Raw genomic sequence first — 23098 nt, forward strand, 5'->3', positions numbered from 1 at the left:
GCCGGCCGGTCGGCGCCGGCGAGCGCGCGGTAATCGGCGAGCGAAGCGAGCGGCTGCGCCTGCTCGAACGCACCGACGACCCAGCGGAAGAAATGATTGCCGAGCCATGCGCGGATCTCGGCCGGATCGCCGCGCGCGGCGCTGCGGCGGGCGATGGCCGCCTTGATGTCGGGTGCATTGACGACATCGCGCGGCCGATAGGCCGACGCGGCCAAGGTTTCGGTCACGGGCTCACTCTCCGGTCGGGCAGGGCGTGCGCGGGCGGTGCGCGCGGGACCCTGGCGGTTCTTCTGGCTCAAGGGCGAAACGACGAGCGTACGCGCGCAAACAAACGTGGCGGCGTCGCGTAGTCCGGTTCAGGTCGGTCGGTGCGTGAACGTCACGCGAGCGCGCGGGAGCCGATGACTCGGGAGCGGACGAGCGGAAAAGGGCGATTCATGGATTCTCTCAGGTCGGATCTTATTTTTGGCTTCCGCGAGTCTACTTCGATCCGTGCGGGTGAATCAATCGCGCGGCTGGCCGGCGCCCGTGGATCTGACAAGACTTATCTCTTTTTCGTCGATTTTCGACGCGGCGCCATTCGGTCGCCGGATTCGATGCTGTTAAAACCGACAGGTTTTCGCGGAAAACGGGTGAGTGGCCCGGCATGGCGGCTGCCTCGTCCCGCATTCCGCCTATCTCATAAGTTTTTCTTTCGGCTCGCGCAACATATCGTCGATTGTTGGCGATCGGACGGTAGCGGATAGTCCTGCTTCGACAGGACGGCCGCCGCCTTTTCCGCGCGACGCGGCCGGATCTGTTGTCCATGCAACCATCGGAAATAGAAGGAACCGCACTCATGCGATTCAATGCGACACGCGTCGTCGCGACCCTGTTCGTCGCCGCATGCGCGACCGCCACGGCCGGTCGCGCGGCCGCCGTCACGCAGGACGACCTCCACGACACCGTCACGCGCCATATCGCGCCGTTGATGAATCAGTATGCGATCCCCGGCATGGCGATCGGCATCGTCGCCGACGGCAAGCCGCAGGTGTTCGACTACGGCGTGATGTCGAAGCAGACCGGCAAGCCGGTGACCGGCGACACGCTGTTCGAGATCGGCTCGGTCAGCAAGACGCTGACCGCGACGCTCGCCGCGGACGCGCAGGAGGGCGGCGAACTGTCGCTCGCGGACCCGGTGGCCAGATATCTGCCCGAGTTGCAGGGCAAGCCGTTCGGCGTCGTCACGCTGCTTCAGCTCGGCACGCACACGCCCGGCGGGACGCCGCTGCAGGTGCCGGACAGCATTCGCGACGATGCGGGCCTGATCCGCTATCTCGACGCGTGGCGGCCCGAGTATGCGCCGGGCACGCACCGCAAGTATTCGAACGTCGCGATCGGCATGCTCGGCTGGCTCACCGCGAAGGCGATGCACGAGGATTTCGCGACGCTGATGGAGCAGCGGCTCTTTCCCGCGCTCGGGATGACGCACACATACATCGACGTGCCCGCCGCGCGCATGGCCGACTATGCGCAGGGCTACACGAAGGACGGCAAGCCGGTGCGGATGTCGCAAGGCATGCTGTGGCAGCCGGCGTACGGCGTGCGGACCACGGCGGCCGACCTGCTGCGCTTCGTGCAGGCGAACCTGGGGATGATCCAGACGGCGCCGCGCCTGCAGCGCGCGATCGAGCGCACGCACACCGGCTATTTCCGCGCGGGGCCGCTGACGCAGGACTTGATCTGGGAACAGTATCCGTACCCGGTCGCATTGCCGACGCTGCTCGCCGGCAACGCGCCGAAGATGCTGTTCGACGCGGTGCCGGCCAGCGCGATCCAGCCTCCGCTCGCGCCGAACCCCGCGACCTGGATCAACAAGACGGGCTCGACCGGCGGCTTCAGCACGTACGTCGCGTTCGTTCCCGCGAAGCGGATCGGGATCGTGATGCTCGCGAACGGCAACGTGCCGATCGAGGACCGCGTGAAGGTCGCCTACCGGATTCTCCAGTCGCTCGGCGACGGGCGGTAACGTCGCCATGCCCACCCGTCGGGAAATGCTCCTGATGGGCGGGCAAGCCGGTGTGCGGCGAGCGCGATACCGGTCGACGGAGGCGGACCGATCGAGCATCGCATGGAGCGGAATCACGGGCGGGGCCGCGCTCGACGACGCGCGGCCGGCGGCGCGAGATCGCCGCGAACGGCTGCACGCCCATCGAAGCGGGTTTCGTCCGACACGGCCCATCATCCCGCCGCGCGCAAAACTGTTTTAGCGATTCACCTCTTCCGCCGACGGCACCGGCCGTCGATACTGCGACGCACGACATTTCGCGAGACGTGCGCCGCATGGCCCGCCTCGCTTCCCGGAGCAGCGGATGAAAGGCAGCAGGATATTCGTGACGGGCGCGACCGGCTACATCGGCGGATCGGTGGCCGCGCGGCTCGTCGCGGCCGGGCACGTCGTCACCGGTTTGACGCGCGATGGCGACAACGCCGCGAAACTCGCGGCGGCCGGCATCATGCCGGTCGTCGGCACGCTCGACGATACGGCGCTGCTGCATGCGTTCGCGCGCGACGCGGATTGCGTCGTCAACGCGGCGAACAGCGATCACCGCGAGGCCGTCGAGACGATCATCGCGGCGCTGAGCGGCTCGGGCAAGGCGTTCCTGCACACGAGCGGCACGAGCGTGATCGCGGACGATGCGCAGGGCGCGCACGGCGACGCGATCGTGTTCGACGAAACGACGCCGATCGTCCATCCCGCGAAGGCCGAGCGCCGCGCGATCGACCGGCTCGTGATGTCGGCCGCCACCCTCGGCATCCGCTCGGCCGTGATCTGCAACAGCATGATCTATGGCGACGGGCTCGGGCTGCGTCGCGACAGCGCGCAACTGCCGCTGCTCGCGGCCATCGCGCGCGACGCCGGCGCGGTGCGCGTGATCGGCAAGGGGCTGAACCGCTGGTCGAACGTGCACGTCGACGATGTCGCCGATCTCTATCTGCACGCGGTCCATGCCGCGCCGCCGGGCGCGTTCTACTTCGCGGAAAACGGCGAAGCGTCGTTCGCGGAAATCGGTCTCGCGCTCGCCGCGCGGCTCGGTTTGCGGTCGGTCGTCGAATGGGACGTCGCCGATGCCGCCGAGGTGCTCGGTCACTCGCGCGCGCATTTCTCGCTCGCCTCGAACAGCCGCGTGAAGGCGCTGCGGGCGCGACGGGAACTCGGGTGGGCGCCGCGGCACGGCGCGATGCTCGACTGGATTCGCCACGAGATGCCCGTCGCGGCCTGACGCTGCCGCACCGCGTTGCCTGCTGAAACGCGCGTCGATCCGCACGTGCTTGCAGGCCCGGCCGCCCGTTTCACGTCCGAATATTCCGACAATATTCTCCGCTCATTATTGAATCGAAATCAACTATGATTCGCGCGCGAGCCCGCTTATCAAAGCGGCGCGGCGGCACTATCGTGACGGTCCCTGACACCGCTGACGACTGCCGACCATGAAGACGACCCTCGACGAGATGCTCGCGTTCGTGACCATCGCCGATACCGGTTCATTGACGGGCGCGGCGGACAAACTGCATCAGCCGACCTCGGTGATGAGCCGGATTCTGCGGCGCCTCGAGGAAAAACTCGACACCACGCTGATCCGCCGCACGACACGCCGCCTCGAAATGACCGAGGAGGGCAAGCTCTTTCTCGACTACGCGCGCGAGATCATCGCGTCGGTCGAATTCGCCGAGGAACAGATCGTCAGCCAGCGCGAGGCGCCGGCCGGGCGGTTGCGGATCAATGCGGCGATGCCGTTCATGCAGCATGTGATCGCGCCGATGATGCCGGGCTTTCGCGACGCGTATCCGGCGATCGAGGCCGAACTTCATACGAGCGACGAAATCATCGACCTGCTCGAACACCGCACCGACGTCGCGATCCGGATCGGCGAGCTGCGCGATTCGACGCTGCACGCGCGCCGGCTCGGCAGCAGCCGGCTGCGCATTCTGGCGAGCCCGGCCTATCTGGAGAAAGCCGGCGTGCCGGCGAGCGTCGCCGATCTCGCGAACCATACGCTGCTCGGCTTCGTGCAGCCGGAAACGCTGAACCATTGGCCGCTGCGCACCGCGGACGATGGCGTGTACCGCATTCATCCGGCGTTGCAGGCGTCGAGCGGCGAGACGCTGCTGACGCTCGCGCTCAATGGCGCGGGCGTCGTATGCCTCGCCGACTACATGACGGGCACGCATCGCCGCGATGGCAGCCTCGTCGAACTGCTCGTCGACGACACCCTCGAGTTCCGCCAGCCGATTCATGCGGTGTTCTATCGCAACACGACGCTGTCGTCGCGCATCGTCAGCTTTCTCGACTATGTGAGCGCGCAGTTGAAGGCAGGCGGCGACATTGATTGATGTCGATGCCGCCCGCACGGGTTCACGCCACGTAAAAGGGCGACGGGTTCGCATGACATCGAACCCGTCGCCCTTCGCGCATCGATCGAACCCGAACCGCGCGCTTACTGCCCCAGCGCACTCATCAGCCTGACCCGGCTCAGCGTTTCCTCGGTGCGCGCCTGTGCGAGCGAATCCTCGGCCGCGAGCAGCGCACGCTGCACTTCCAGCGTATCGATGAACGCCGATTCGCCGCTGCGCCACGACCGGTTGATCTGCGTGTACGCACCCCGCGCATTCGATACCGCGCGCTCGAGGCGCTCGGTCCGGCCGTGATTTCGGGCGGTCGCGGCCACCGATGTCTCGACGTCGCCGACGGCCGTCAGCACGGTCGTGCGATAGGCGGCGAGCGCCTGGTCGGCCTGCGCGCGCCGCAACGCGACGACGCTGCGGCGCCGGCCGCCGTCGAACAGCGGCGCGCTCGCGCCGGCGCCGGCCATCCACGCGAGCGAACGTGCGAGCGACGCGCCCGAGAAACCGTCGATCGCCGCGCCGATCACCCCGATCAGTTGCAGGTGCGGCTTCAGGTCGGCCTCGGCGACGCCGATGCGCGCATAGGCCGCGACGACGCGTGCCTCGGCCGCGCGCACGTCGGGCCGCCGGCGCAGCAGGTCGGCCGGCGTGCCGATGCCCGGCGCGCCGGCGGTCCACACCGGCTCGGGCGCGGGCGGGTCGAGCCGCGCATAGATGTCCTGCGGCGTCGATGCGGTGATGATCGACAGCCGGTGGATCGCGGCCTGCCGCTGCAGTTGCAGCGCGGGCAGCTCGGCCAGCGTCGTTTCCGTCTGCGCGGCTGCGCGGTCGACGTCGGCGATCGGCACGACGCCCGCGTCGAACAGGCGCCGTGTCGATTCCTCGGTGCCGCGCTGGCTCAACGCGTTGGCCTCGACCAGCGCGAGCCGCTGTTCGAGGCCGCGCACCGTCACGTAGGTGCGTACCGTTTCGTCGATCGTCGCGATCCGCACGGCCGCCGCATCGTTTTGCGCGGATGCGATATCCGCGTCGGCTGCCGACACACCCTGGCGGATGCGGCCGAAGATGTCGATCTCCCATGCGAGGTTCGCATTCAGGTCGAACGCGTTGCCGGTCGTCGGCGTATCGGTCGGGAACGCCTGCGATGCGGACAGCCGTTGACGGCCGGCACCGGCATTCAGGTCGACGGACGGGAACCATTGCGACGCCGCGCCGATCCGCACCGCGCGGGCCGCGTCGATGCGTGCGACGGCCGCCTGCAGGTCGAGGTTGTTCGCGAGCGCGGTGTCGACCAGCCGGTCGAGGATCGGGTCGTGGAAGCCATGCCACCACGCACCGGTATCGGCGGCCGGGCCGCCGGCCGCGAGATCCGCGTTCGCATAGGTCGCGGCCAGCGGCGGCGGGGTGACGGTGGCGACCGGCGCGCTCGTGCACGCGGTCAGGACGGCCGCCGCGGACAGCGCGGCCACGAGTCGAACGAACTTCATTGCACAGCCTCCGTCGCGACGGCTGCGATAGCGGTCTTGCGCATCGCGAGCCGGCGAACCATCACATAGAACACGGGCGTAAACAGCAGCCCGAAGAACGTCACGCCGATCATCCCAAAGAACACCGCCGCGCCGACGGCCTGGCGCATTTCCGCGCCCGCGCCTTCGGAGATCACGAGCGGCAGCACGCCGAGGATGAACGCGAGCGACGTCATCACGATCGGGCGCAGCCGCTGCACGCATGCCTCGACGACGGCCTCGACGAGCTCGGTGCCGTCGGCCTCCAGCTGCCTGGCAACCTCGACGATCAGGATCGCGTTTTTCGCGGCGAGCCCGACCAGCACGATGAAGCCGATCTGCGTGAGGATGTTCACGTCCTGGCCGAGCGCGCGTACGCCGAGCGAGGCGGCCAGCAGGCACATCGGCACGATCAGCAGGATCGAGACGGGCAGGCTCCAGCTGCCGTACTGCGCGGCGAGCACCAGGTAGACGAGCAGCACGCACAGCGGGAACACGAGCAGCCCCGTGTTGCCGGCCGTGGTCTGCTGATACGACAGATCGGTCCACTCGAACGAAATGCCGGGCGGCAGCACCTGCTTCGCCAGCGTCTCCATCGTCTTGATTGCAAAGCCCGAGCCGAGGCCCGGCGCGGTATCGCCGTTGATTTCGGTGGCCGGATACAGGTTGTAGCGCGGTGCGCGATCGACGCCGAGCATGTCGTCGATGCGCGTCACGCTGCCGATCGGCACCATCTCGCCGTCGCGGTTGCGCACCTTCAGCCGCGCGAGATCCGACGCGCCGACGCGGAACGGCAGGTCCGCCTGCGCGGTCACGCGATAGGTGCGCCCGACGATGTTGAAGTCGTTGATATAGGTCGAACCGAAATACGTCTCGACCGCATCGTTGATCGCCTGGCTCGGCACGCCGAGCATCTCGGCCTTCTCGCGGTCGAGTTCGACGTGCACCTGCGGGCTCGTCGCGGAGTAGGGCGTGTAGACGCCGACCATGCCGGGCGTGCGGTTCGCGGCCGCGACGAGATCCTGCGTGGCCTTCGCGAGCGCGGCGGTGCCGAGGCCGTTGCGGTCTTCGAGCCGCATCGCGAAGCCGCCCGTGCTGCCGAGGCCCTGCACCGGCGGCGGCATCGCGACCACGATCGACGCTTCGGTGATGGTCGCGAGCCGCTTGCGCATCTCGGCGGCGATCGTATCGATCGTCAGGCCGCGCGCCTTGCGTTCCGGCCAGGGCTGGAACACCGGGAACAGGCCGGCGCTGTTCGCCGAGTTCGTGCCGGTCGCCGCGTTGACGCCGGAGAACACCGGTACGCGCGCGACCCCGGGCACCGACAGCGCGATGTCCTCGATCTTGCGGGCGACCGCGCTGGTGCGTTCGAGCGTCGCGCCGTCGGGCATCCGCACGAGCACGACGAGGTAGCCGCGATCCTGCGCGGGAATGAAGCCCTTCGGGCTCGATACGAGCAGGTAGCCGGTCGCGGCGATCAGTACCACGTACAGTGCGGTCATGGCGGGGATGATCCGGACGACTTTCCGGACCAGCCGGCCATACGCATCGGACAGGCGCTGGAACAGGCGGTTGAACGCGTTCGAGAAGCGTCGCGCGACGCGCAGCGCCGGCGCGAACAGCGTGGCGATGCGTGATGTCGGCGCGGGTGCGTCATGGTCGCCCGCGTGCGCTTTCAGCATCATCGCCGACAGCGCGGGCGCGAGCGTCACCGACGTGAAGAACGAGATCGCGGTCGACACGGCGATCGTCACGCCGAACTGGCGGAAGAACTGGCCCGAGATGCCGGGAATGAACGAGGTCGGCACGAACACCGCACACAGCACGAGCGTGATCGCGAACAGCGCGCCGCCGACTTCCTTCATCGTCAGCAGCGTCGCGTCGCGTGGCCCGGCGCCGGCCGCCAGGTGCCGCTCGACGTTCTCGACCACGACGATCGCGTTGTCGACGACGATCCCCACCGCGAGCACGAGGCCGAACAGCGTCAGGTTGTTGATCGAATAGCCGAGCACGGCCATCGCCGCGAACGTGCCGACGAGCGACACCGGAATCGACAGGATCGGGATGATCGACGGCCGCCAGCCCTGCAGGAACAGCAGCACGACGAACACGACGAGCACGACGGCTTCGTAGATCGTCTTGACGAGTTCGTGGATGCTGTCGCCGATGAACGCGGTCGGGTTGTAGCCGATGTTGTAGACGATGCCCTTCGGGAAGTCGCGGGACAGTTCGGCCATCTTCTTCTCGACCGCGGCCATCGTCGCGACCGCATTCGCGCCGGGCTGCTGCAGCACCTGCAGCGCGATCGTCGGATGGCGCAGCATGTAGCTGTCGGTCGCATACGCGAGCGCGCCGACTTCGACGCGAGCCACGTCCTTCAGCCGTACGAGCCTGCCGTCCTTGCCCTGCTTGACGACGATGTCGCTGAAGTCCTCGGGGCGCTTGAGCCGCCCCTCGAAGATCAGGTTCGGCTGGAACGCCTGGTTCGTGATCGGCGCCTGCGCGACCACGCCGCCCGCGAGCTGCGTGTTCTGCGAACGTACCGCGGCGATCAGGTCGGCCGGGCTCAGGCCGAACGACGCGACGCGCTCGGGGTCGAGCCAGATGCGCATCGAGTATTCGCGCGCGCCGAGCGCGTTGATGTCGCCTACGCCTTCGATTCGCTTGAGCACGTCCGCGACGTTGCGGATCGCATAGTTCGATACGTACAGCGGATCGTAGCGCTGGTCCGGCGAGTACAGGAAGATCGTGCCGAGCTGCGTCGGCGACGACTTGCGTACCGACACGCCGCTGCGCTGCACGGGCTCGGGCAGGCGCGGCGTTGCGAGCGCGACGCGGTTCTGCACGAGCACCTGCGCCTTGTCGACGTCGGTGCCGGGCTTGAACGTCACGGTGATGTTCAGGCTGCCGTCGGACGTCGCCTGGCTGTACATGTACAGCATGTCTTCCACGCCGTTCACTTCCAGTTCGATCGGCGTCGACACCGTTTGCGAGACCGTTTCCGCGGAGGCGCCCGGATAGGTCGCCTGGATCACGACGGTCGGCGGCGCGATGTCCGGATACTCGGATACCGCGAGCGAGAAATAGGCCAGCGCGCCGGCGATCGTCAGCACGATCGACAGGACGATCGCGAGCACCGGCTGCTGGACGGACAGGCGGCCGAGGTTCATTGCGCGCTCCCGGTCGTGCCGCTCGCCGCGCGGGCCACCGCGGCCGCTTCGATCGCGCGCGGCACGGCCTTGACCTTGTCGCCGGCCTGCACGCGCTGGAAGCCGTCGACGATCACGGTATCGCCCGCGTTCAGCCCCGCGTCGATCTCGCGCAGGTTGCCGTACAGGCGGCCGGGCGTCACCGGGCGGATCGCGACGGTGCCGTTCGCGTCGACGAAGTACAGCACGCGGCGCGTCGCATCGGTCGCGACCGCCGCATCCGGCACGAGCAGCGCAGGGTGCGCGACGCGGCTCGACAGATACACGCGGCCGAACTGGCCGGGGCTCAGGCGCCGGTCCGGATTCGCGACGCGCGCACGCTGGCGCAGCGTGCCGGTCGAGTCGTCGAGGCGGTTGTCGACGAAATCCATCGTCCCCGTGAGCGACGGCTGCGCGTCGCCCGGCAGCGCGATCGCGACCTGCCGCGACGACGCGTTGCCGCCGCTTTTCCGTGCTTCGCGCGTATAGCGCAGGTAGCTTTCCTCGTCGACGTCGAAGTAGATGTCGATCGGGTCCTGCGACACGATCGTCGTCAGCACGGTCGCGTCGCTGTCGCCGCCTTTCACGAGATTGCCCTCGCTCACGAGTTTGCGGCTGATGCGGCCGGACATCGGCGCGACGATGCGCGTGAACGACAGGTCGAGCCGCGCGCGTTCGAGTGCGCCTTGCGCGCTGGTCACCTCGGCCTGCGCGCTTTGCACCGCCTGCCTGCGCTGGTCGTAGAGGCTCTGCGCGATCGTGTCGGTCTTGATCAGGATGCTCGCGCGCTCGAAATCCTGCCGGCTCAGCTTCAGCTGCGACTGCGCACGTTCGAGCGCGCCCTGCGCGGCGGTGACGGCCGCCTGGTACGGGCGCGGGTCGATGACGAACAGCAGGTCGCCCTTGCGGACGGTCGCGCCGTCCTGGAACGCGACCTTGTCGAGATAGCCGCTCACGCGCGGGCGCACGTCGACGGTGTCGACCGCCTCGAAGCGGCCGGTGTAGACGTCGACGTCGTTGACGTCGCGCGCGACGGGCGCGCTGACGATCACGCTCGGCGTCGCGGCCGGAGCCTTGTCGTCCGACTGGCAGCCGGACAACGCGAAGAGCGCGGCCAGCGGAACGGCGGCCAGCGCGGCCGATCGCGCGATGCGCTTCAATCCTGGATATCGGTTCATATGCGTACGAGATGTCGAGTGGGGCGCGTGGCGCCTGACGGTGCGAAGTATCGTGCGCGGCGCGCGCCGGATAAACGGATGAAGCGGCATAAGAACTTGTACTGCGCAGTCACGAATCGCTGCCTGCGGCGGCCACGGGCGAGCCGGTTTCGCGAAGCAGGGCGACGGAGTGCAAGGGCAGCGACGACGCGCGGCCCGAATGCCTGTTCAGGCGATTCGGGCCGGCCATGCGGAGGGGATGGACGAGCGGTTGCGCGTATCGAAAGGCGTGCTCGCTTGCACGCCGACGCGACTCAATGACCGCGATAGATCGAGTTGCGGCCGTTGATCATCATCGCACGGCCGGATTCGCCGGTCGTGCGGGCTTCGCTGCCGTAACCGGTGTTGTCCGCGGTCGGGGCGGCGTTCGGGGCGGATTGCGCGACGGTGTTTTCACGCACACGCTGTTCGGCGGCGAGGATCGCGGCCGGGTACTGGTTGTGATCCAGCGCGGGGGTGTAGCCGACGGCCGCGAGACGGGCCATCTCGGCCTTCACTTCGGCGCGGGTCAGCTGATGGTCGGCTTGTTGCGCGAACGACAGCGCCGGTGCGGAAAGGATCAGTGCGGCAAGGGTGGAAGAAACGAGCGTTTTCATCGTGGGTACCTGTCTGGTTGAGTGAGCCGCAACCACCGTCGACCACGTCGATGTCGTTGCGAGTGCAGTCAATATAGGTACGCCGGCATCCGGGAAAAACGGCCGCCGCGCCAAATCATTTTTGATCCTGCGTCACGAATCGAACGTGGATTCGGTCGGTAGCCTTGCCGGCCGGGCGTCTCGGCCGAACAGGGCGCCGGAGCCGGTGATCGAAACAGGCCGCAAATCCCCGTATCAGACCTAGCGGGACTCAAGTGTGTCGAATTCCGTCTTGGACAGACTTAACCCGTCTCCCTAGACTGAACTCGCTTTCCTTTACTCCCTGGAGAAAATCATGAGTCTCAAAGACAAGCTGCCCGGCAACAAGATCCTCGGTTTCGGTACGGCGCCCCTCGGCAACATGTTCCGCAACATCCCCGACGCGGAAGCCGCGGCCACCGTTGAAGCGGCATGGCAACACGGCATCCGTTATTTCGACTCGGCCCCGTTCTACGGCGCAGGCCTCGCGGAAATCCGCCTCGGCGACGCGCTGGCGCACCATCCGCGTGACGAATACGTGCTGAGCACGAAGGTCGGCCGCGTGATCCTCGACGAAATCGAGGACGTGTCGGCGCGCGATCTCGGCGAAAAGGGCGGCCTGTTCGAACACGGCCGGCCGAACCGCATCGTCAACGACTACACGGCCGACGCGACACTGCGCTCGATCGAGGACAGCCTGAAGCGCCTGCGCACCGACCGCCTCGATATCGTGTGGGTGCACGACATCGCGCAGGATTTCTACGGCGACGAATGGCTCGCGCAATTCGAAGTGGCGCGCAAGGGCGCGTTTCGCGTACTGAGCAAGTTGCGCGAGGAAGGCGTGATCAACGCATGGGGCCTCGGTGTGAACCGCGTCGAACCGATCGAACTGGTGCTCGACCTCGCCGAACCGCAACCCGACGGCATGCTGCTGGCCGGCCGCTACACGCTGCTCGATCACGAACGCGCGCTGCAGCGCGTGATGCCGGCGGCGGCCGCGCAGAACGTCGGGATCGTCGTCGGCGGCCCGTACAGCTCGGGCGTGCTCGCGGGCGGCACGCACTTCGAATACCAGAAGGCGTCGCCGGAAATTCTCGCGAAGGTCGACCGGATCAAGGCGATCGCCGCGCGCTACGACGTGCCGATCAAGGCCGCCGCGCTGCAGTTTTCGATGTCGCATCCGGCCACCGTCGCGGTGATTCCGGGCGCGAGCCGTCCGGAGCGGATCACGGAAGACCAGGCGGCGCTGAACGTGGCGATTCCGGCCGACTTCTGGCGCGACATGCGTGAACAAGGTCTGATTGCGGCCAATGCGCCGCTGCCGACCGATCGTTGATCCTGAAAGGTGATGACATGGCACAGGCCCATGCAGGTATCGAGATCGCGGCTTCGGCCGACACGGTCTGGCAACTGATCGGCGGCTTCGGCGCACTGCCCGACTGGCTGTCGTACATTCCGGCCAGCGAACTGAGCGAAGGCGGGCGCGTGCGGCGTCTCGCGAACCCGGCGGGCGACGCGATCGTCGAGCGGCTGGTCGCGTTCGACGAAGCGGAACGCAGCTATACGTACGCGATTCTCGAAGCACCGTTCCCGGTCGTGAACTATCGCTCCACGCTGCGCGTGCGCGAGAACGGCCCGAACGCATCGAAGGTCGAGTGGTCGGGCACGTTCACGCCGCACGGCGCGACCGACGACGAAACCGTCCGGCTGTTCCGCGGGATTTACGAAGACGGCCTCGCGGAACTGGCGAAGCGCTTCGCGGCGGCTTAACGGCGGCACGTCGCATCGTGCGATGGGAGTCGGGCTTTCCGGCTCCGGCCACGCCTTCGCCGCGGGTTTCGACCCGCTGCGAAGGCGTTGGCGCGTCAGCGCGGTTTTACGCCGGCTGGCCGCCGCCATCGGCGTGCAGTTCGTCGATCAGCAGCCGCGCGCCGGGCGAAATCGGCGCTCCCTTGCGGGTGACGAGCTCGTACGGCTCGCTGCGCGAACCGATCCTGAGCGGCAGGATGCGCGTCATGTCGTGCCGCGCGAAGAATTCGGCGACGTCGATCGACACCAGCGCGACGAACGACGGATTGCCCTGCAGCAGCGCGAGCGTCGCGAACGCCGACGTCGTTTCGAGCAGGTGCGGAGGAAAGCGAAGGTCGGCTTCGAGGAATTCGCGCTCGAGCAGCAGCCGCATCGGCATGTTCGCGCGATACACGACCCATCGGTATTCGGCGAGGTCGCGCAACGCGAGCTTCTTCGCGCCCTTGAGCGGATGCCGCACGTTCGCGACCACCGCGAGCGTCTCGTCCTGCAGTTTCACGCTGTCGTAGAGCTGCGGCGTGCGGCTGATCGTCGTGCGGCAGATCGCGAGGTCGAGCCGGCCCGCGTCGATCTCGCTCAGCAGCGCCTCGCTGGTGTCCTCGACGATCTCGACGGACATCTCCGGATGGCGCGCGACGAGCGTCGAGATCGCATCGGTCAGCCGCGGCACCGCGCCCATGATCACGCCGACGCTCACGCGTCCGCCATGCCCGCGCAGGATGCCGACGATTTCCTCGCGCAGATGCGCGAGATCCGTATGAATCAGCCGCGCGTAGCGGATCACGCAATCGCCGACCTCGGTCGGTTCGAGCCCGCGGTTGGTGCGATTGAACAGCGGTGTGCCGAAGGTCGTCTCGATCTCCTGCAGCGCCTTGCTCGCACCCGGCTGCGTGAGCGCAACCTGCTGCGCGGCCTTCAGCAGCGAGCCCTGGTCGGCGAGGGCGATCAGCAGGCGCAGCTGCTTCAGGTGAAGGCGGGAAATGATCGAGTGAAGCGGCGGGGTCATGGGTGTGACGAAAAGTTATACCGGTATCACATCCCGTCGATTGTCGCGATGGCGGCGATTCTTTATGCTGGCCCGTCGAGCCTTTTATCAAGCCGTTTTTTGGATGTGTGAACCGGAAGGCCGCCGGCGTGCGGCGGAAAACGGGCGCACTCACTATAACTTGAACTTATTGCCGTGTCGATTGTGGTCGCGCCTGGGCGACCCGCGTCGGACGTCAGGAGCGAAGCACGTATGGATCTGAACATCGAAGGCCGCTGGGCGCTGGTCTGCGCGGCCAGCAAGGGGCTGGGCAAGGGTTGCGCGCAGGCGCTCGTCGCCGAGGGCGTGAACGCCGTGATCACCGCGCGCGGCAGTGACGCGCTCGAGGCGGCCGCCCGCGAATTGCGCGCGCTGAACCCGGCCGTCACGGTGGTGGCGGTGGCCGGTGACATCACGACGGGCGCGGGTCGCGCGGCGGCGCTCGCGGCCGCGCCGCACATCGACATCCTCGTGAACAATGCGGGCGGCCCACTGCCGGGCGACTTCCGCGAATGGACGCGCGACGACTGGATCGCCGCGCTCGACGCGAACATGCTGACCGCGATCGAGCTGATCAAGGCGACCGTCGACGGGATGACCGAGCGCGGCTTCGGGCGCATCGTCAACATCACGTCGAGCGCCGTGAAAGCGCCGATCGATGTGCTCGGCCTGTCGAACGGCGCACGCACGGGGCTGACCGGTTTCATCGCGGGCATCGCGCGGCAGAAGCGTATCGCGGCGCGTAACGTGACGATCAACAACCTGCTGCCGGGGCTGTTCGATACCGACCGTCTGAAGAAGGCGACCGAAGCGTCGGCTCGGGCGGAAGGCACGGACTACGAAGCGACCCGCGAAGCGAAGCGCCGCAACGTGCCGGCCGGGCGTTTCGGCACGGCCGACGAATTCGGCGCGGTCTGCGCCTTCCTGTGCAGTGCGCACGCGGGCTATCTGACCGGACAGAACGTGCTGCTCGACGGCGGCGCGTATCCGGGCACGTTCTGATACCCGCGCGGTCGTCGCGGGATGCCCGGGCCGCGCGATGTGCCCGGGCACGGCCCGCCTGCGTTATTTGATCACCAGCGGATTGACCGGTGCGTGGCCGATGTCCACCTGCAGCGTGAAGGTCCGGTCCTGGCGCACGGCGGCGATGCCGGGCATCACCTGTTCGGATTGCAGATAGTTCAGCGCGCCGGCTTCATCGTCGAGGCCCCATTTGCCCCAGTTGGTCGGCAGGCCGTCGAGCAGGCGCCTGACGTCGGGGCCGTTGGCCGGTTTTTGCACACACATGATCGTCTCCATCGTCGTGGCCGACGTGAACTCGGGGCAGTTTGCCGTGTGGATATTCGACGTCGGACGGGCGCGTCCGGTGCGGCGCGTCGCGGGCCAGTATAAGAATCGTGCCGCGTATCCGGTATTGAGAGCCGCTCATAGCGCTATGAAAAGCTGTCATGCGCGAAGTATTGACGCGGGTCGGGCGGGTTTGAAACCATCGTGGTCACTCGTGGCGGCGCCGCATTCGCGTCGACGCCAACGCATTCAGTCGATTGATCCACACAGGAAACGGAAATGAACATCGCAGGCAACTTGCTGATCGGTCAGCGCGCGCGGCGCGGCACCCAGGGCGTCACGTATGCGATCGACGCGGCGAGCGGCGAACGCATGGAGCCCGCGTTCGGCGGTGCGACCGTCGTCGATCTCGACGAAGCATGCGCGCTGGCCTGGGCGGCCTTCGACGCGTATCGCGAGACCTCGCCCGAAGCACGCGCGCGGTTTCTCGAAGCGATCGCGGCCAACATCCTCGCGCTCGGCGATGCGCTGGTCGAGCGCTGCGTCGCCGAATCGGGCCTGCCTCGCGCGCGGGTCGAAGGCGAGCGCGGCCGCACGATCGGCCAGTTGCGCATGTTCGCCGACGTGGTGCGCGCGGGCGACTACCTCGAAGCGCGCATCGATCCGGCGCAACCGGAACGCCAGCCGGCGCCGCGTCCCGATTTGCGCCTGCGTCATATCGGCATCGGCCCGGTCGCGGTATTCGGCGCGAGCAACTTCCCGCTCGCATTTTCGGTGGCGGGCGGTGATACGGCGTCCGCGCTCGCGGCCGGCTGCCCGGTGATCGTGAAGGCGCACTCGGCGCACCCCGGCACGTCGGAACTCGTCGGGATGGCCGTGCAGCAGGCCGTGAACGCGTGCGGGATGCCGGAAGGCACGTTCTCGCTGCTGTTCGGCAGCGGCCGCGAAATCGGTCAGGGGCTCGTGCGCGACCGCCGCATCAAGGCGGTCGGCTTCACCGGTTCGCGCCATGCCGGGACCGAGCTGATCGCGATCGCGAATGCGCGTCCCGAGCCGATCCCCGTCTATGCGGAGATGAGCAGCATCAACCCCGTGCTGTTGTTCCCGCATGCGCTGGAGCAGCGCGGCGAGGCGATCGCGCAGGCGTTCGTGCAGTCGTTGACGCTCGGCGCGGGCCAGTTCTGCACGAACCCGGGGCTGATCTTCGCGGTGGAGGGGCCGGCGCTCGAACGCTTCATCGCGGCGGCGGCCGAGCGGCTCGCGCAGGCGCCGGCCGCCACGATGCTCACGCCGGGTATTCACCAGGCGTTCGAACGCGCGGTCGCGGCGTTCGCGCAGCATCCGCAGGTGCAGACCCTCGCGCGCGCGAACGCGCCGACCGGTGCGAACCAGGGGCAGGGCGCGCTGTTCGTGACGAGCGCCGATGCGTTCCGCGAATCGAAGGCATTGCACGAGGAGATTTTTGGCGCGGCGTCGCTGATCGTCCGGTGCCCGGACCTGAAGACGATGCTCGCGCTGATCGAGTCGCTGGAAGGGCAACTGACGGCGGCGATCCATCTCGACGAAGCCGATTACGCGGACGCGCGCACGTTCCTGCCGGCGCTGGAGCGGCGTGCGGGCCGCGTGCTGGTCAACGGCTTTGGCACCGGCGTCGAGGTCGCGCATGCGATGGTGCACGGCGGCCCGTATCCGTCCACCGCGGACGGGCGCTCGACGTCGGTCGGCAGTCTCGCGATCCGCCGTTTCCTGCGGCCGGTCAGCTATCAGGACATGCCGGATGCGCTGCTTCCCGATGCATTGCGAACGAGCAATCCATGGGCGCTCAACCGCCTGTTCGACGGCAAGGTCACGCTCGCGAAGTAAGCGGCGCGCGAGGGGCAAGCGGGGCGCCGCGATGCAACGGCGCCGCGCGTTTTCACGGGCCTACTTGCCGACTGCCGCGACGAGCTCCTCGCCGGTCAGGATCTCGCGGAAGATGCCGACCAGCGGCCGCAGGTTGACCTTGTGCCATGCGGCCCACAGCGGCGTGCGGTAGCTGAACCACGGCAGCTCGCGCAGCACGACGCCTTCCGGCACCTGGTGACGCAGGCTTTGCTGGATCATCGTCACGCCGAGCCCCGCGGCGACGAGCCCGAGCGCCGCGAGCGGCTCGGTCGCCTCCACCGAAATGTCCGGCGAAAAACCGGCCTTCGCACAGGCCGCGACGAACGCGCCGTGACGCGGCGCGCTTTCCTGCTGCGTGACGCCGATCCACGCCTGTGCGGCGAGATCGTCGGCGACGAGCGTCTTCTTTTTCGCGAGCGGGTGTCCGTCGGGCATCGCGAGCAGCATCGGATCGTTCAGCACCATCGTCGAATCGAGTTCGGGATCGTCCGGCGCGGGCGGCTCGGTCACGAGCGCGATGTCGAGGCTGCGTTCGCGCAGGCCTTCGAGCTGCGCGGCGGATTGATAGTTGTACAGCGCGATATGCACCGACGGGCGCTCGGCGCGCAGCGTTTTCAGCGCGCGCGGCAGCACGCCCGAGTGGGTGGCCGTTTCCAGGTAGCCGATGCACAGGCCGCCTTCGTCGCCGCGGCCGAGCCGGCGCGCGAGCGATTCGAGCCGGTTCGCATGGCGCAGGAACGCATGCGCTTCGCTGAGGAACGTGCGTCCGTCACGCGTCAGACGAATGCGCTGCTGGCTGCGTTCGAACAGCGTCAGACCGAGTTTTTCCTCGAGCTGCGCGATCTGGCGGCTGAGCGGCGACTGCGAAATGTGTAGGCGTTCGGCCGCACGACCGACGTGTTCCTCTTCCGCGACCGCGATGAAATATTGAAGCTGGCGGATGTCGAGCATGTAAGACCTTATGAGACTCAAGTATGCTGAATTATGTCTTGGACAGACTCATCCGTGCAACCTAGACTGGGCTCACTTTCCTGTCCCACCCGGAGAAAAGCATGGGTCTCAAAGACACGCTGCCCGCCGACAACCGGCTCGGTTTCGGCGCGGCGCCGCTCGGCAACATGTTCCGCGACATTCCCGACGCGGAAGCGATCGCCACCGTCGAAGCCGCGTGGGCGCGCGGCATCCGTTACTTCGACACCGCGCCGTCATACGGCGCGGGTCTGGCCGAAGCGCGCCTCGGCGACGCGCTGGCCGGCCAGCGTCGCGACGATTACTTCATCAGCACGAAGGTGGGCCGCATCGTGCTCGACGACATGGAGGATGCGACGACGCGCGACTACGGCGAGAAGAGCGGGATCTTCGCGCACGGCCGTGCGAACCGGCTGGTGAGCGACTACTCGGCCGACGCGACGCTGCGCTCGATCGAGGACAGCCTGAAGCGGCTGCGCACGGATCGTCTCGACATCGTGTGGGTGCACGACGTCGCACAGGACATTTACGGTGACGAGTGGCTCGCGCAGTTCGAGGCGGCGCGCAAGGGCGCATTCCGCGTGCTGGGCAAGCTGCGCGAGGAAGGCGTGATCGGTGCGTGGGGTCTCGGCGTGAACCGTGTCGAGCCGATCGAGCTGGTGCTCGACCTCACCGAACCTCAGCCGGACGGCATGCTGCTGGCCGGCCGCTACACGCTGCTCGATCACGAACGCGCGCTGCAGCGCGTGATGCCGGCGGCGGCCGCGCAGAACGTCGGGATCGTCGTCGGCGGCCCGTACAGCTCGGGCGTGCTCGTCGGCGGCGCGCACTTCGAATACCGGAAGGCTTCGCCGGAAATCCTCGCGAAGGTCGGTCGGATCAACGCGGTGGCCGCGCGCCACGGCGTGCCGGTCAAGGCTGCCGCGCTGCAGTTCGTGCTCGCGCATCCGGCGGCCGCCGCGGTGATTCCGGGCGCGAGCCGTCCGGAGCGGATCGCGGAAGATGCCGCGGCGCTGGCGTTCGATATTCCCGCCGATTTCTGGCGGGAGATGCGCGAGCAGCGGCTCGTCGCGGCCGATGCGCCGTTGCCGATCGATCGCCTGACGGCGGAAAGCCGCTGACGACGTGACGAGGCCCGCTTGCACGGGCCTCGTCGTTTCGAGAAGGGGAAGGTCAGTCGCTCGAGCGTCAGCCGTGCGCGCGTGGCCGATAGTCGATCAGGCTGGAGAACACCGCGATCAGCACGGCCATCGCGACGAAGAACAGCAGCGCGAGGAAGTACGAGCCCGACCACTGGACGATCACGCCGATCAGGATCGGCACCACGACGCCGACCATGCTGCCGCAAAAATTCATCGTGCCGCCGAGTACGCCGGCGCGCGCCGGACCGCCGACGATCGCCGGCAGGCTCCAGTACATCCCGCAGAAGCGGATGAAGAACATCGCGATGCTCAGCAGCAGCACGACCGCGTTTGCGTTCGCGATATAGGCCGCCGCGAGAATGCACGCAGCCGCGATCAGCGACGAGCCGCTGAACATCGTGCGCATCACCAGGTTCGGCGAGGCGCCCGACGCCTTCCAGCGATCGCCGATGGTGCCGCCGATCAGTTCGCCGACGAAGCCCGACATGAAGATGATGAAGGTCGCGCCGCCCGTCGTCGCGATGTTGAAGCCGTAGGTCTTGTGCAGGTAGCTCGGCATCCACGTCAGCAGCCCGTAGAACACTGCGAGGATGCAGCTGTAGCCGGCGAACATCGCGAGCACCGAGCGGTCCTTCACCAGCTCGCGCAGCGGCACGCGTTCGCCGGTGGCTTGCGTCGGCGCATTCGCGCGCGTGATGTGTTCGAGCTCGGCCGCATTCACGCCCGGATGCTCGGACGGATGGTTGCGGATGTAGCGCCACACGAGCACGCCCACCAGCATCGTGCCGATGCCCGCGATCACGAACGCGATGCGCCACGACCCGAACCAGGCGATCAGCCCGGAAATCAGGATCGCGCCGAGCGCGCTGCCGAGCGGCGCGCCGCCGTCGACGAGCACTGCGCCGCGGCCGCGTTCGTGCGGCGTGAGCCACGTGCCGATCAGCTTCGCGCCGGCGGGGAACACCGGTGATTCGGAGAAGCCGAGGCCCATGCGCGTGAGCATCAGCAGGATCCAGTTGTGCGACGCCGCGCCGAGCGCCTGGAACGCGCCCCACGCGAGCGTCGCGGTCGCGATGATGCCGCGCGTGTGATAGCGGTCGAGCATCACGCCGACCGGAATCTGCATCAGCGCGTACGACCAGAAGAACGCGCTCAGCATCAGGCCTTCGAGTGCCGGCGACAGGTTGAATTCCGGCGCGATCAGCGGCATCGCGACCGACAGCGACGCGCGGTCGATGTAGTTGATCGCGACCAGCAGCAGCATGAGCAGGAAGATGCGCCAGCGGACGTTGGTCGGCCGTGCCGACGCGTCGAGCGACGCGGGCGCCGCGGCCGGGACGGCGGGGGAATTCGAGGGGGGCATGCGTGTCTCCGTCGTTATGGTTGCAGGGGCGATGACATCGTCCCGTGCAGCGACTGTAGGGGCACGGCCGCGTCTTGCCTAATGACGCTTCGTGATCGCGTGATAACCAAACGGCGCGGCGCGCGCGGGGAATAAGCGGGCGTTATCGGGCGATCCGGTTTTTTCATTACCGGCGGCAATCGGCCGCTTGTAGTGTTCGGTGCGGAGACTTCACACGGAGAAAGCACCATGAACCCATTCCAATATTTCTTTCCCACCACGCTGAAATTCGGTAACGGCCTCGCCCGGCAGGCCGGCGACCTGCTGAAGCCGCTGTTCAGCGGCAAGCTGCTGGTCGTGACCGACGAAGGCCTGATCAAGAGCGGCGTGCTCGAAGGGTTCTTCGCGTCGCTGCGCGACGCGGACGTCGCCTACGAAATCTTCTCGGGCGTCGAGGCGAACCCGAGCACGGCCGTGCTCGACAACGCGCTGACGTTCCTGAAGGAACATCGCTGCACGGCCGTGATCGGCGTGGGCGGCGGCAGCAGCATCGACACCGCGAAGGGCGTGGCCGCGATGGCCACCAACGGCGGCACGATTCTCGACTACGAGGGCTACAACAAGATTCCGGACGAACCGCTGCCGATCTTCGCGATCCCGACCACGTCGGGCACCGGTAGCGAATGCACGGCGTCGACGGTGTTCACGAACCAGAAAACGCTGTTCAAGACCGTGATCGTCAGCCACAAGCTGTTCCCGAAGCTCGCGATCCTCGATGCGGAACTCACGCTGAAGCTGCCGGCCGCGATCACCGCGGCTACCGGCATGGATGCGCTCACGCATGCGATCGAGTCGTACGTCTCGAAGCAGGCGAACCCGGTGAGCCAGTCGCTCGCGCTGGGTGCGATCCGCCTGATCGGGCGCAGCCTGCGCAGCGCGTACTACGTCGGCTCCGATCTCGCGGCGCGCGAGGACATGCTGCTCGGCTCGTTCCTGGCCGGCGTCGCGTTTTCACAATCGAAGCTCGGCAACGTGCACGCGATCTCGCACACGATGGGCGGCGTGTTCAACATCGCGCACGGCATCGCGAACGCGGCGCTGCTGCCGTACGTGATCGACTTCAACCGGCCGGCCTGCCCGGCGCTGTACCGCGACATCGCGGAAGCGCTCGGCGGCGACGTGACCGGCGTCGATGCGGAAACGGCCGCGCGCGCACTGGTGGAGCAGATCGTCGAGCTCAATCGCGCGCTCGCGATTCCGTCGAACATCCGCGAGCTCGGCGTCGATCTCGCGCACCTGCCGCAGATGGTGGCCGACTCGATGCGCAGCGGCAACGTGCTGGTCAACCCGCGGCTGACGACCGCGCGCGACGTCGAAGACATCATCCGCGCCGCGTACGGCGGCGATCGCTGATCGCGCGCATCCCGCACGGAACCCGCTTACCCGATTCGATTCAACCAGGAGCAGTCATGTATTACGAAATGCGGACCTACACGGTCCAGATCGGCAAGATGAACGAATACCTGCGGCACTTCGAGAAGGAAGGGCTGCCGGTGATCTCCCGCTATGCGACGCTCGTCGGCTGGTGGTACACGGAAATCGGCGAACTGAACCAGGTCGTCCATATCTGGGCATACGAAAGCCTGGACGATCGCATCAAGCGCCGTACCGCGTTGTACGAGGATCCGGACTGGCTCGAGAAGTTCGTGCCGAAGGCGTTCCCGATGCTCGAGAAGATGGAGTCGAAGCTGCTGCGGCCGGCCGCGTTCTCGCCGATCAGGTAAGCAGGGGACTCTGCAGCGTTTCGACGAGCAGCCGCGCGCCGGGCGACAGGTGCGCGAAGGTACGGGCGACGACGCCGTACGGCTCGTCGAGCGCCGCAATCGCGACGGGCAGGCACGCAACCAGGCCGAAGCGCTCGCCGAACTCGGCGACCTCGCGCGGGATCACGGCCACCAGCTCGGGGTTCTCCTGCAGCAGCGTGAGCGTCGCGAACGTCGACGCGGTTTCGATCGGATAGCGCGGCACCTCGATGCCCGCATCTGCCAGTGCGCGTTCGAGCGCGAGCCGCATCGGCGTGTTGACCGGATACGCGACCCATTCCGCATCGGTGAGATCGCGCAGCGTCAGCGCGTCGCGCCCGGCCAGCGCATGCGTGCGCGCGGTCACGACCGCGAGCGGTTCGGATTTCAGCGGCACGTAGTCGTACGCTTCCGGGCGGCGGCTGTTGCCGTTGCGGCAGATCGCGAGGTCGATGCGGCCGTCGTCGATCAGCGCGAGCAGGCTCGCGCTGGTGCCTTCGACGATTTCGACCGACAGGTTCGGCTGACGCCGGCGCAGGTCGGTCAGTGCGCGCGTGAGCAGCGGCACCGCGCCCATGATCACGCCGACCGCGAGATGGCCGCCATGCCCCTGCGTGAGCGCGAGCACTTCGGTATGCAGGTGTTCGAGATCGCTGTAGATGAGGCGCGCGTAGCGCGTGACGCAGCGGCCGAGATCGTTCGCGACGAGGCCTTTCGGCTGCCGCTCGAACAGCGGCATGCCGAGGATGTCCTCGATCTCGCGCAGCACCTTGGTGGCGCCGGGCTGCGAGATCGCGATCTCTTCGGCGGCCTTGTGCAGCGAGCCGTGGTTTTCGAGCGCGATCAGCAGTTTGAGCTGCTTGAGGCGAAGGCGCGAGGCGATATTGGCGAGGGAGGGAACGGCCAGCGGCTTCATGGCAACGACCAAA

General features: G+C 67.5%; 19 protein-coding genes and 1 pseudogene. 10 read left to right on the forward strand and 10 right to left on the reverse strand.

Translation table 11 applies throughout. The features are described 5' to 3' along the window. A pseudogene (locus JMF86_RS30260) lies at positions 1–227 on the reverse strand (hypothetical protein); the annotation flags it as partial. A gap of 611 nt (positions 228–838) precedes the next feature. Here JMF86_RS30260 and ampC point away from each other — a divergent pair. The 3 genes from ampC (at position 839) to JMF86_RS30275 (ending at position 4374) form a co-directional block, all read left to right on the forward strand. Next, positions 839–2008: a class C beta-lactamase gene (gene ampC, locus JMF86_RS30265; RefSeq protein ID WP_200161155.1), complete on the forward strand. Its 1170-nt coding sequence runs from the start codon at positions 839–841 to the stop codon at positions 2006–2008. Positions 2009–2351: 343 nt separating this feature from the next. Beyond that, positions 2352–3263, forward strand: coding sequence for an NAD-dependent epimerase/dehydratase family protein (locus tag JMF86_RS30270; protein ID WP_054928547.1), 912 nt, complete (start codon positions 2352–2354; stop codon positions 3261–3263). 208 nt (positions 3264–3471) lie between these two features. Beyond that, positions 3472–4374: a LysR substrate-binding domain-containing protein gene (locus JMF86_RS30275; RefSeq protein WP_054928548.1), complete on the forward strand. Its 903-nt coding sequence runs from the start codon at positions 3472–3474 to the stop codon at positions 4372–4374. 104 nt (positions 4375–4478) lie between these two features. On the opposite strand, the gene JMF86_RS30280 is transcribed toward JMF86_RS30275, so the two are convergent. The 4 genes from JMF86_RS30280 to JMF86_RS30295 all read right to left on the reverse strand — a co-directional run bounded on the left by JMF86_RS30280 (position 4479) and on the right by JMF86_RS30295 (position 10892). Beyond that, the gene (locus JMF86_RS30280; RefSeq protein WP_201317252.1) at positions 4479–5873 is read right to left on the reverse strand and encodes an efflux transporter outer membrane subunit; all 1395 of its coding nucleotides are present in this window, start codon (positions 5871–5873) and stop codon (positions 4479–4481) included. Next, entirely contained in the window at positions 5870–9061 is a 3192-nt protein-coding gene (locus JMF86_RS30285; RefSeq protein ID WP_201317253.1) for an efflux RND transporter permease subunit, read from the reverse strand. The genes JMF86_RS30280 and JMF86_RS30285 overlap by 4 nt, the downstream gene beginning before the upstream one ends. Next, the gene (locus tag JMF86_RS30290; RefSeq protein WP_236593039.1) at positions 9058–10239 is read right to left on the reverse strand and encodes an efflux RND transporter periplasmic adaptor subunit; all 1182 of its coding nucleotides are present in this window, start codon (positions 10237–10239) and stop codon (positions 9058–9060) included. Before JMF86_RS30290 ends, JMF86_RS30285 begins: the two co-directional genes overlap by 4 nt. 311 nt (positions 10240–10550) lie before the next feature. Further along, positions 10551–10892 carry a DUF4148 domain-containing protein gene (locus JMF86_RS30295; protein WP_054928552.1) on the reverse strand — a complete coding sequence of 114 codons (342 nt, stop codon included), beginning with the start codon at positions 10890–10892 and terminating at the stop codon, positions 10551–10553. Between the two features lie 334 nt (positions 10893–11226). Here JMF86_RS30295 and JMF86_RS30300 point away from each other — a divergent pair, with 334 nt between their 5' ends. Beyond that, positions 11227–12246 (forward strand): aldo/keto reductase, encoded by a 1020-nt coding sequence (locus JMF86_RS30300; protein WP_054928553.1) that lies wholly within the window; start codon positions 11227–11229, stop codon positions 12244–12246. A 17-nt stretch (positions 12247–12263) separates the two neighbouring features. Then, a complete protein-coding gene (locus tag JMF86_RS30305; RefSeq protein ID WP_011549251.1) occupies positions 12264–12680 on the forward strand; it encodes an SRPBCC family protein in 417 nt (138 codons plus the stop codon). Positions 12681–12786: 106 nt separating this feature from the next. Here the strand turns inward: JMF86_RS30305 and JMF86_RS30310 are convergent, their stop codons facing one another. Further along, positions 12787–13725 (reverse strand): LysR family transcriptional regulator, encoded by a 939-nt coding sequence (locus tag JMF86_RS30310; RefSeq protein WP_054928554.1) that lies wholly within the window; start codon positions 13723–13725, stop codon positions 12787–12789. Positions 13726–13956: 231 nt separating this feature from the next. Between JMF86_RS30310 and JMF86_RS30315 the strand changes: the two genes are divergently transcribed. Continuing rightward, a complete protein-coding gene (locus JMF86_RS30315) occupies positions 13957–14745 on the forward strand; it encodes an SDR family oxidoreductase (RefSeq protein ID WP_054928555.1) in 789 nt (262 codons plus the stop codon). Between the two features lie 63 nt (positions 14746–14808). Here JMF86_RS30315 and JMF86_RS30320 read toward each other — a convergent pair whose 3' ends face one another. Next, positions 14809–15030, reverse strand: coding sequence for a hypothetical protein (locus JMF86_RS30320; RefSeq protein WP_231691724.1), 222 nt, complete (start codon positions 15028–15030; stop codon positions 14809–14811). 279 nt (positions 15031–15309) lie between these two features. Between JMF86_RS30320 and JMF86_RS30325 the strand changes: the two genes are divergently transcribed. Next, on the forward strand, positions 15310–16893 hold the full coding sequence (locus JMF86_RS30325) for an aldehyde dehydrogenase (NADP(+)) (protein ID WP_054928557.1): 1584 nt from the start codon (positions 15310–15312) through the stop codon (positions 16891–16893). Between the two features lie 60 nt (positions 16894–16953). On the opposite strand, the gene JMF86_RS30330 is transcribed toward JMF86_RS30325, so the two are convergent. Next, the gene (locus tag JMF86_RS30330; protein ID WP_054928558.1) at positions 16954–17865 is read right to left on the reverse strand and encodes a LysR family transcriptional regulator; all 912 of its coding nucleotides are present in this window, start codon (positions 17863–17865) and stop codon (positions 16954–16956) included. Between the two features lie 101 nt (positions 17866–17966). On the opposite strand from JMF86_RS30330, the gene JMF86_RS30335 reads away from it, so the two are divergent. Continuing rightward, positions 17967–19004: an aldo/keto reductase gene (locus tag JMF86_RS30335; RefSeq protein WP_054928559.1), complete on the forward strand. Its 1038-nt coding sequence runs from the start codon at positions 17967–17969 to the stop codon at positions 19002–19004. Positions 19005–19071: 67 nt separating this feature from the next. Here the strand turns inward: JMF86_RS30335 and JMF86_RS30340 are convergent, their stop codons facing one another. Next, entirely contained in the window at positions 19072–20388 is a 1317-nt protein-coding gene (locus JMF86_RS30340) for an MFS transporter (protein WP_054928560.1), read from the reverse strand. Positions 20389–20616: 228 nt separating this feature from the next. Between JMF86_RS30340 and JMF86_RS30345 the strand changes: the two genes are divergently transcribed. Further along, positions 20617–21780, forward strand: coding sequence for an iron-containing alcohol dehydrogenase (locus tag JMF86_RS30345; protein WP_054928561.1), 1164 nt, complete (start codon positions 20617–20619; stop codon positions 21778–21780). A 56-nt stretch (positions 21781–21836) separates the two neighbouring features. Continuing rightward, complete coding sequence (locus tag JMF86_RS30350; protein ID WP_006497967.1) at positions 21837–22151, forward strand: NIPSNAP family protein; 315 nt, start codon at positions 21837–21839, stop codon at positions 22149–22151. Here the strand turns inward: JMF86_RS30350 and JMF86_RS30355 are convergent. Then, positions 22144–23085, reverse strand: coding sequence for a LysR family transcriptional regulator (locus tag JMF86_RS30355; protein WP_054928562.1), 942 nt, complete (start codon positions 23083–23085; stop codon positions 22144–22146). The genes JMF86_RS30350 and JMF86_RS30355 overlap by 8 nt on opposite strands. Between the last annotated feature and the right edge of the window lie 13 nt (positions 23086–23098).

Source organism: Burkholderia sp. E168m15 (genome assembly GCF_016586105.1).
GTDB lineage: Bacteria > Pseudomonadota > Gammaproteobacteria > Burkholderiales > Burkholderiaceae > Burkholderia > Burkholderia orbicola.

Bases quoted from the DNA above. Each gene is read 5' to 3' on its own strand.
- ampC (WP_200161155.1), top strand. From the start codon at position 839: ATGCGATTCAATGCGACACGCGTCGTCGCGACCCTGTTCGTCGCCGCA.
- JMF86_RS30270 (WP_054928547.1), top strand. From the start codon at position 2,352: ATGAAAGGCAGCAGGATATTCGTGACGGGCGCGACCGGCTACATCGGC.
- JMF86_RS30275 (WP_054928548.1), top strand. From the start codon at position 3,472: ATGAAGACGACCCTCGACGAGATGCTCGCGTTCGTGACCATCGCCGAT.
- JMF86_RS30280 (WP_201317252.1), bottom strand. From the start codon at position 5,873: ATGAAGTTCGTTCGACTCGTGGCCGCGCTGTCCGCGGCGGCCGTCCTG.
- JMF86_RS30285 (WP_201317253.1), bottom strand. From the start codon at position 9,061: ATGAACCTCGGCCGCCTGTCCGTCCAGCAGCCGGTGCTCGCGATCGTC.
- JMF86_RS30295 (WP_054928552.1), bottom strand. From the start codon at position 10,892: ATGAAAACGCTCGTTTCTTCCACCCTTGCCGCACTGATCCTTTCCGCA.
- JMF86_RS30300 (WP_054928553.1), top strand. From the start codon at position 11,227: ATGAGTCTCAAAGACAAGCTGCCCGGCAACAAGATCCTCGGTTTCGGT.
- JMF86_RS30305 (WP_011549251.1), top strand. From the start codon at position 12,264: ATGGCACAGGCCCATGCAGGTATCGAGATCGCGGCTTCGGCCGACACG.
- JMF86_RS30310 (WP_054928554.1), bottom strand. From the start codon at position 13,725: ATGACCCCGCCGCTTCACTCGATCATTTCCCGCCTTCACCTGAAGCAG.
- JMF86_RS30315 (WP_054928555.1), top strand. From the start codon at position 13,957: ATGGATCTGAACATCGAAGGCCGCTGGGCGCTGGTCTGCGCGGCCAGC.
- JMF86_RS30320 (WP_231691724.1), bottom strand. From the start codon at position 15,030: ATGTGTGTGCAAAAACCGGCCAACGGCCCCGACGTCAGGCGCCTGCTC.
- JMF86_RS30325 (WP_054928557.1), top strand. From the start codon at position 15,310: ATGAACATCGCAGGCAACTTGCTGATCGGTCAGCGCGCGCGGCGCGGC.
- JMF86_RS30330 (WP_054928558.1), bottom strand. From the start codon at position 17,865: ATGCTCGACATCCGCCAGCTTCAATATTTCATCGCGGTCGCGGAAGAG.
- JMF86_RS30335 (WP_054928559.1), top strand. From the start codon at position 17,967: ATGGGTCTCAAAGACACGCTGCCCGCCGACAACCGGCTCGGTTTCGGC.
- JMF86_RS30340 (WP_054928560.1), bottom strand. From the start codon at position 20,388: ATGCCCCCCTCGAATTCCCCCGCCGTCCCGGCCGCGGCGCCCGCGTCG.
- JMF86_RS30345 (WP_054928561.1), top strand. From the start codon at position 20,617: ATGAACCCATTCCAATATTTCTTTCCCACCACGCTGAAATTCGGTAAC.
- JMF86_RS30350 (WP_006497967.1), top strand. From the start codon at position 21,837: ATGTATTACGAAATGCGGACCTACACGGTCCAGATCGGCAAGATGAAC.
- JMF86_RS30355 (WP_054928562.1), bottom strand. From the start codon at position 23,085: ATGAAGCCGCTGGCCGTTCCCTCCCTCGCCAATATCGCCTCGCGCCTT.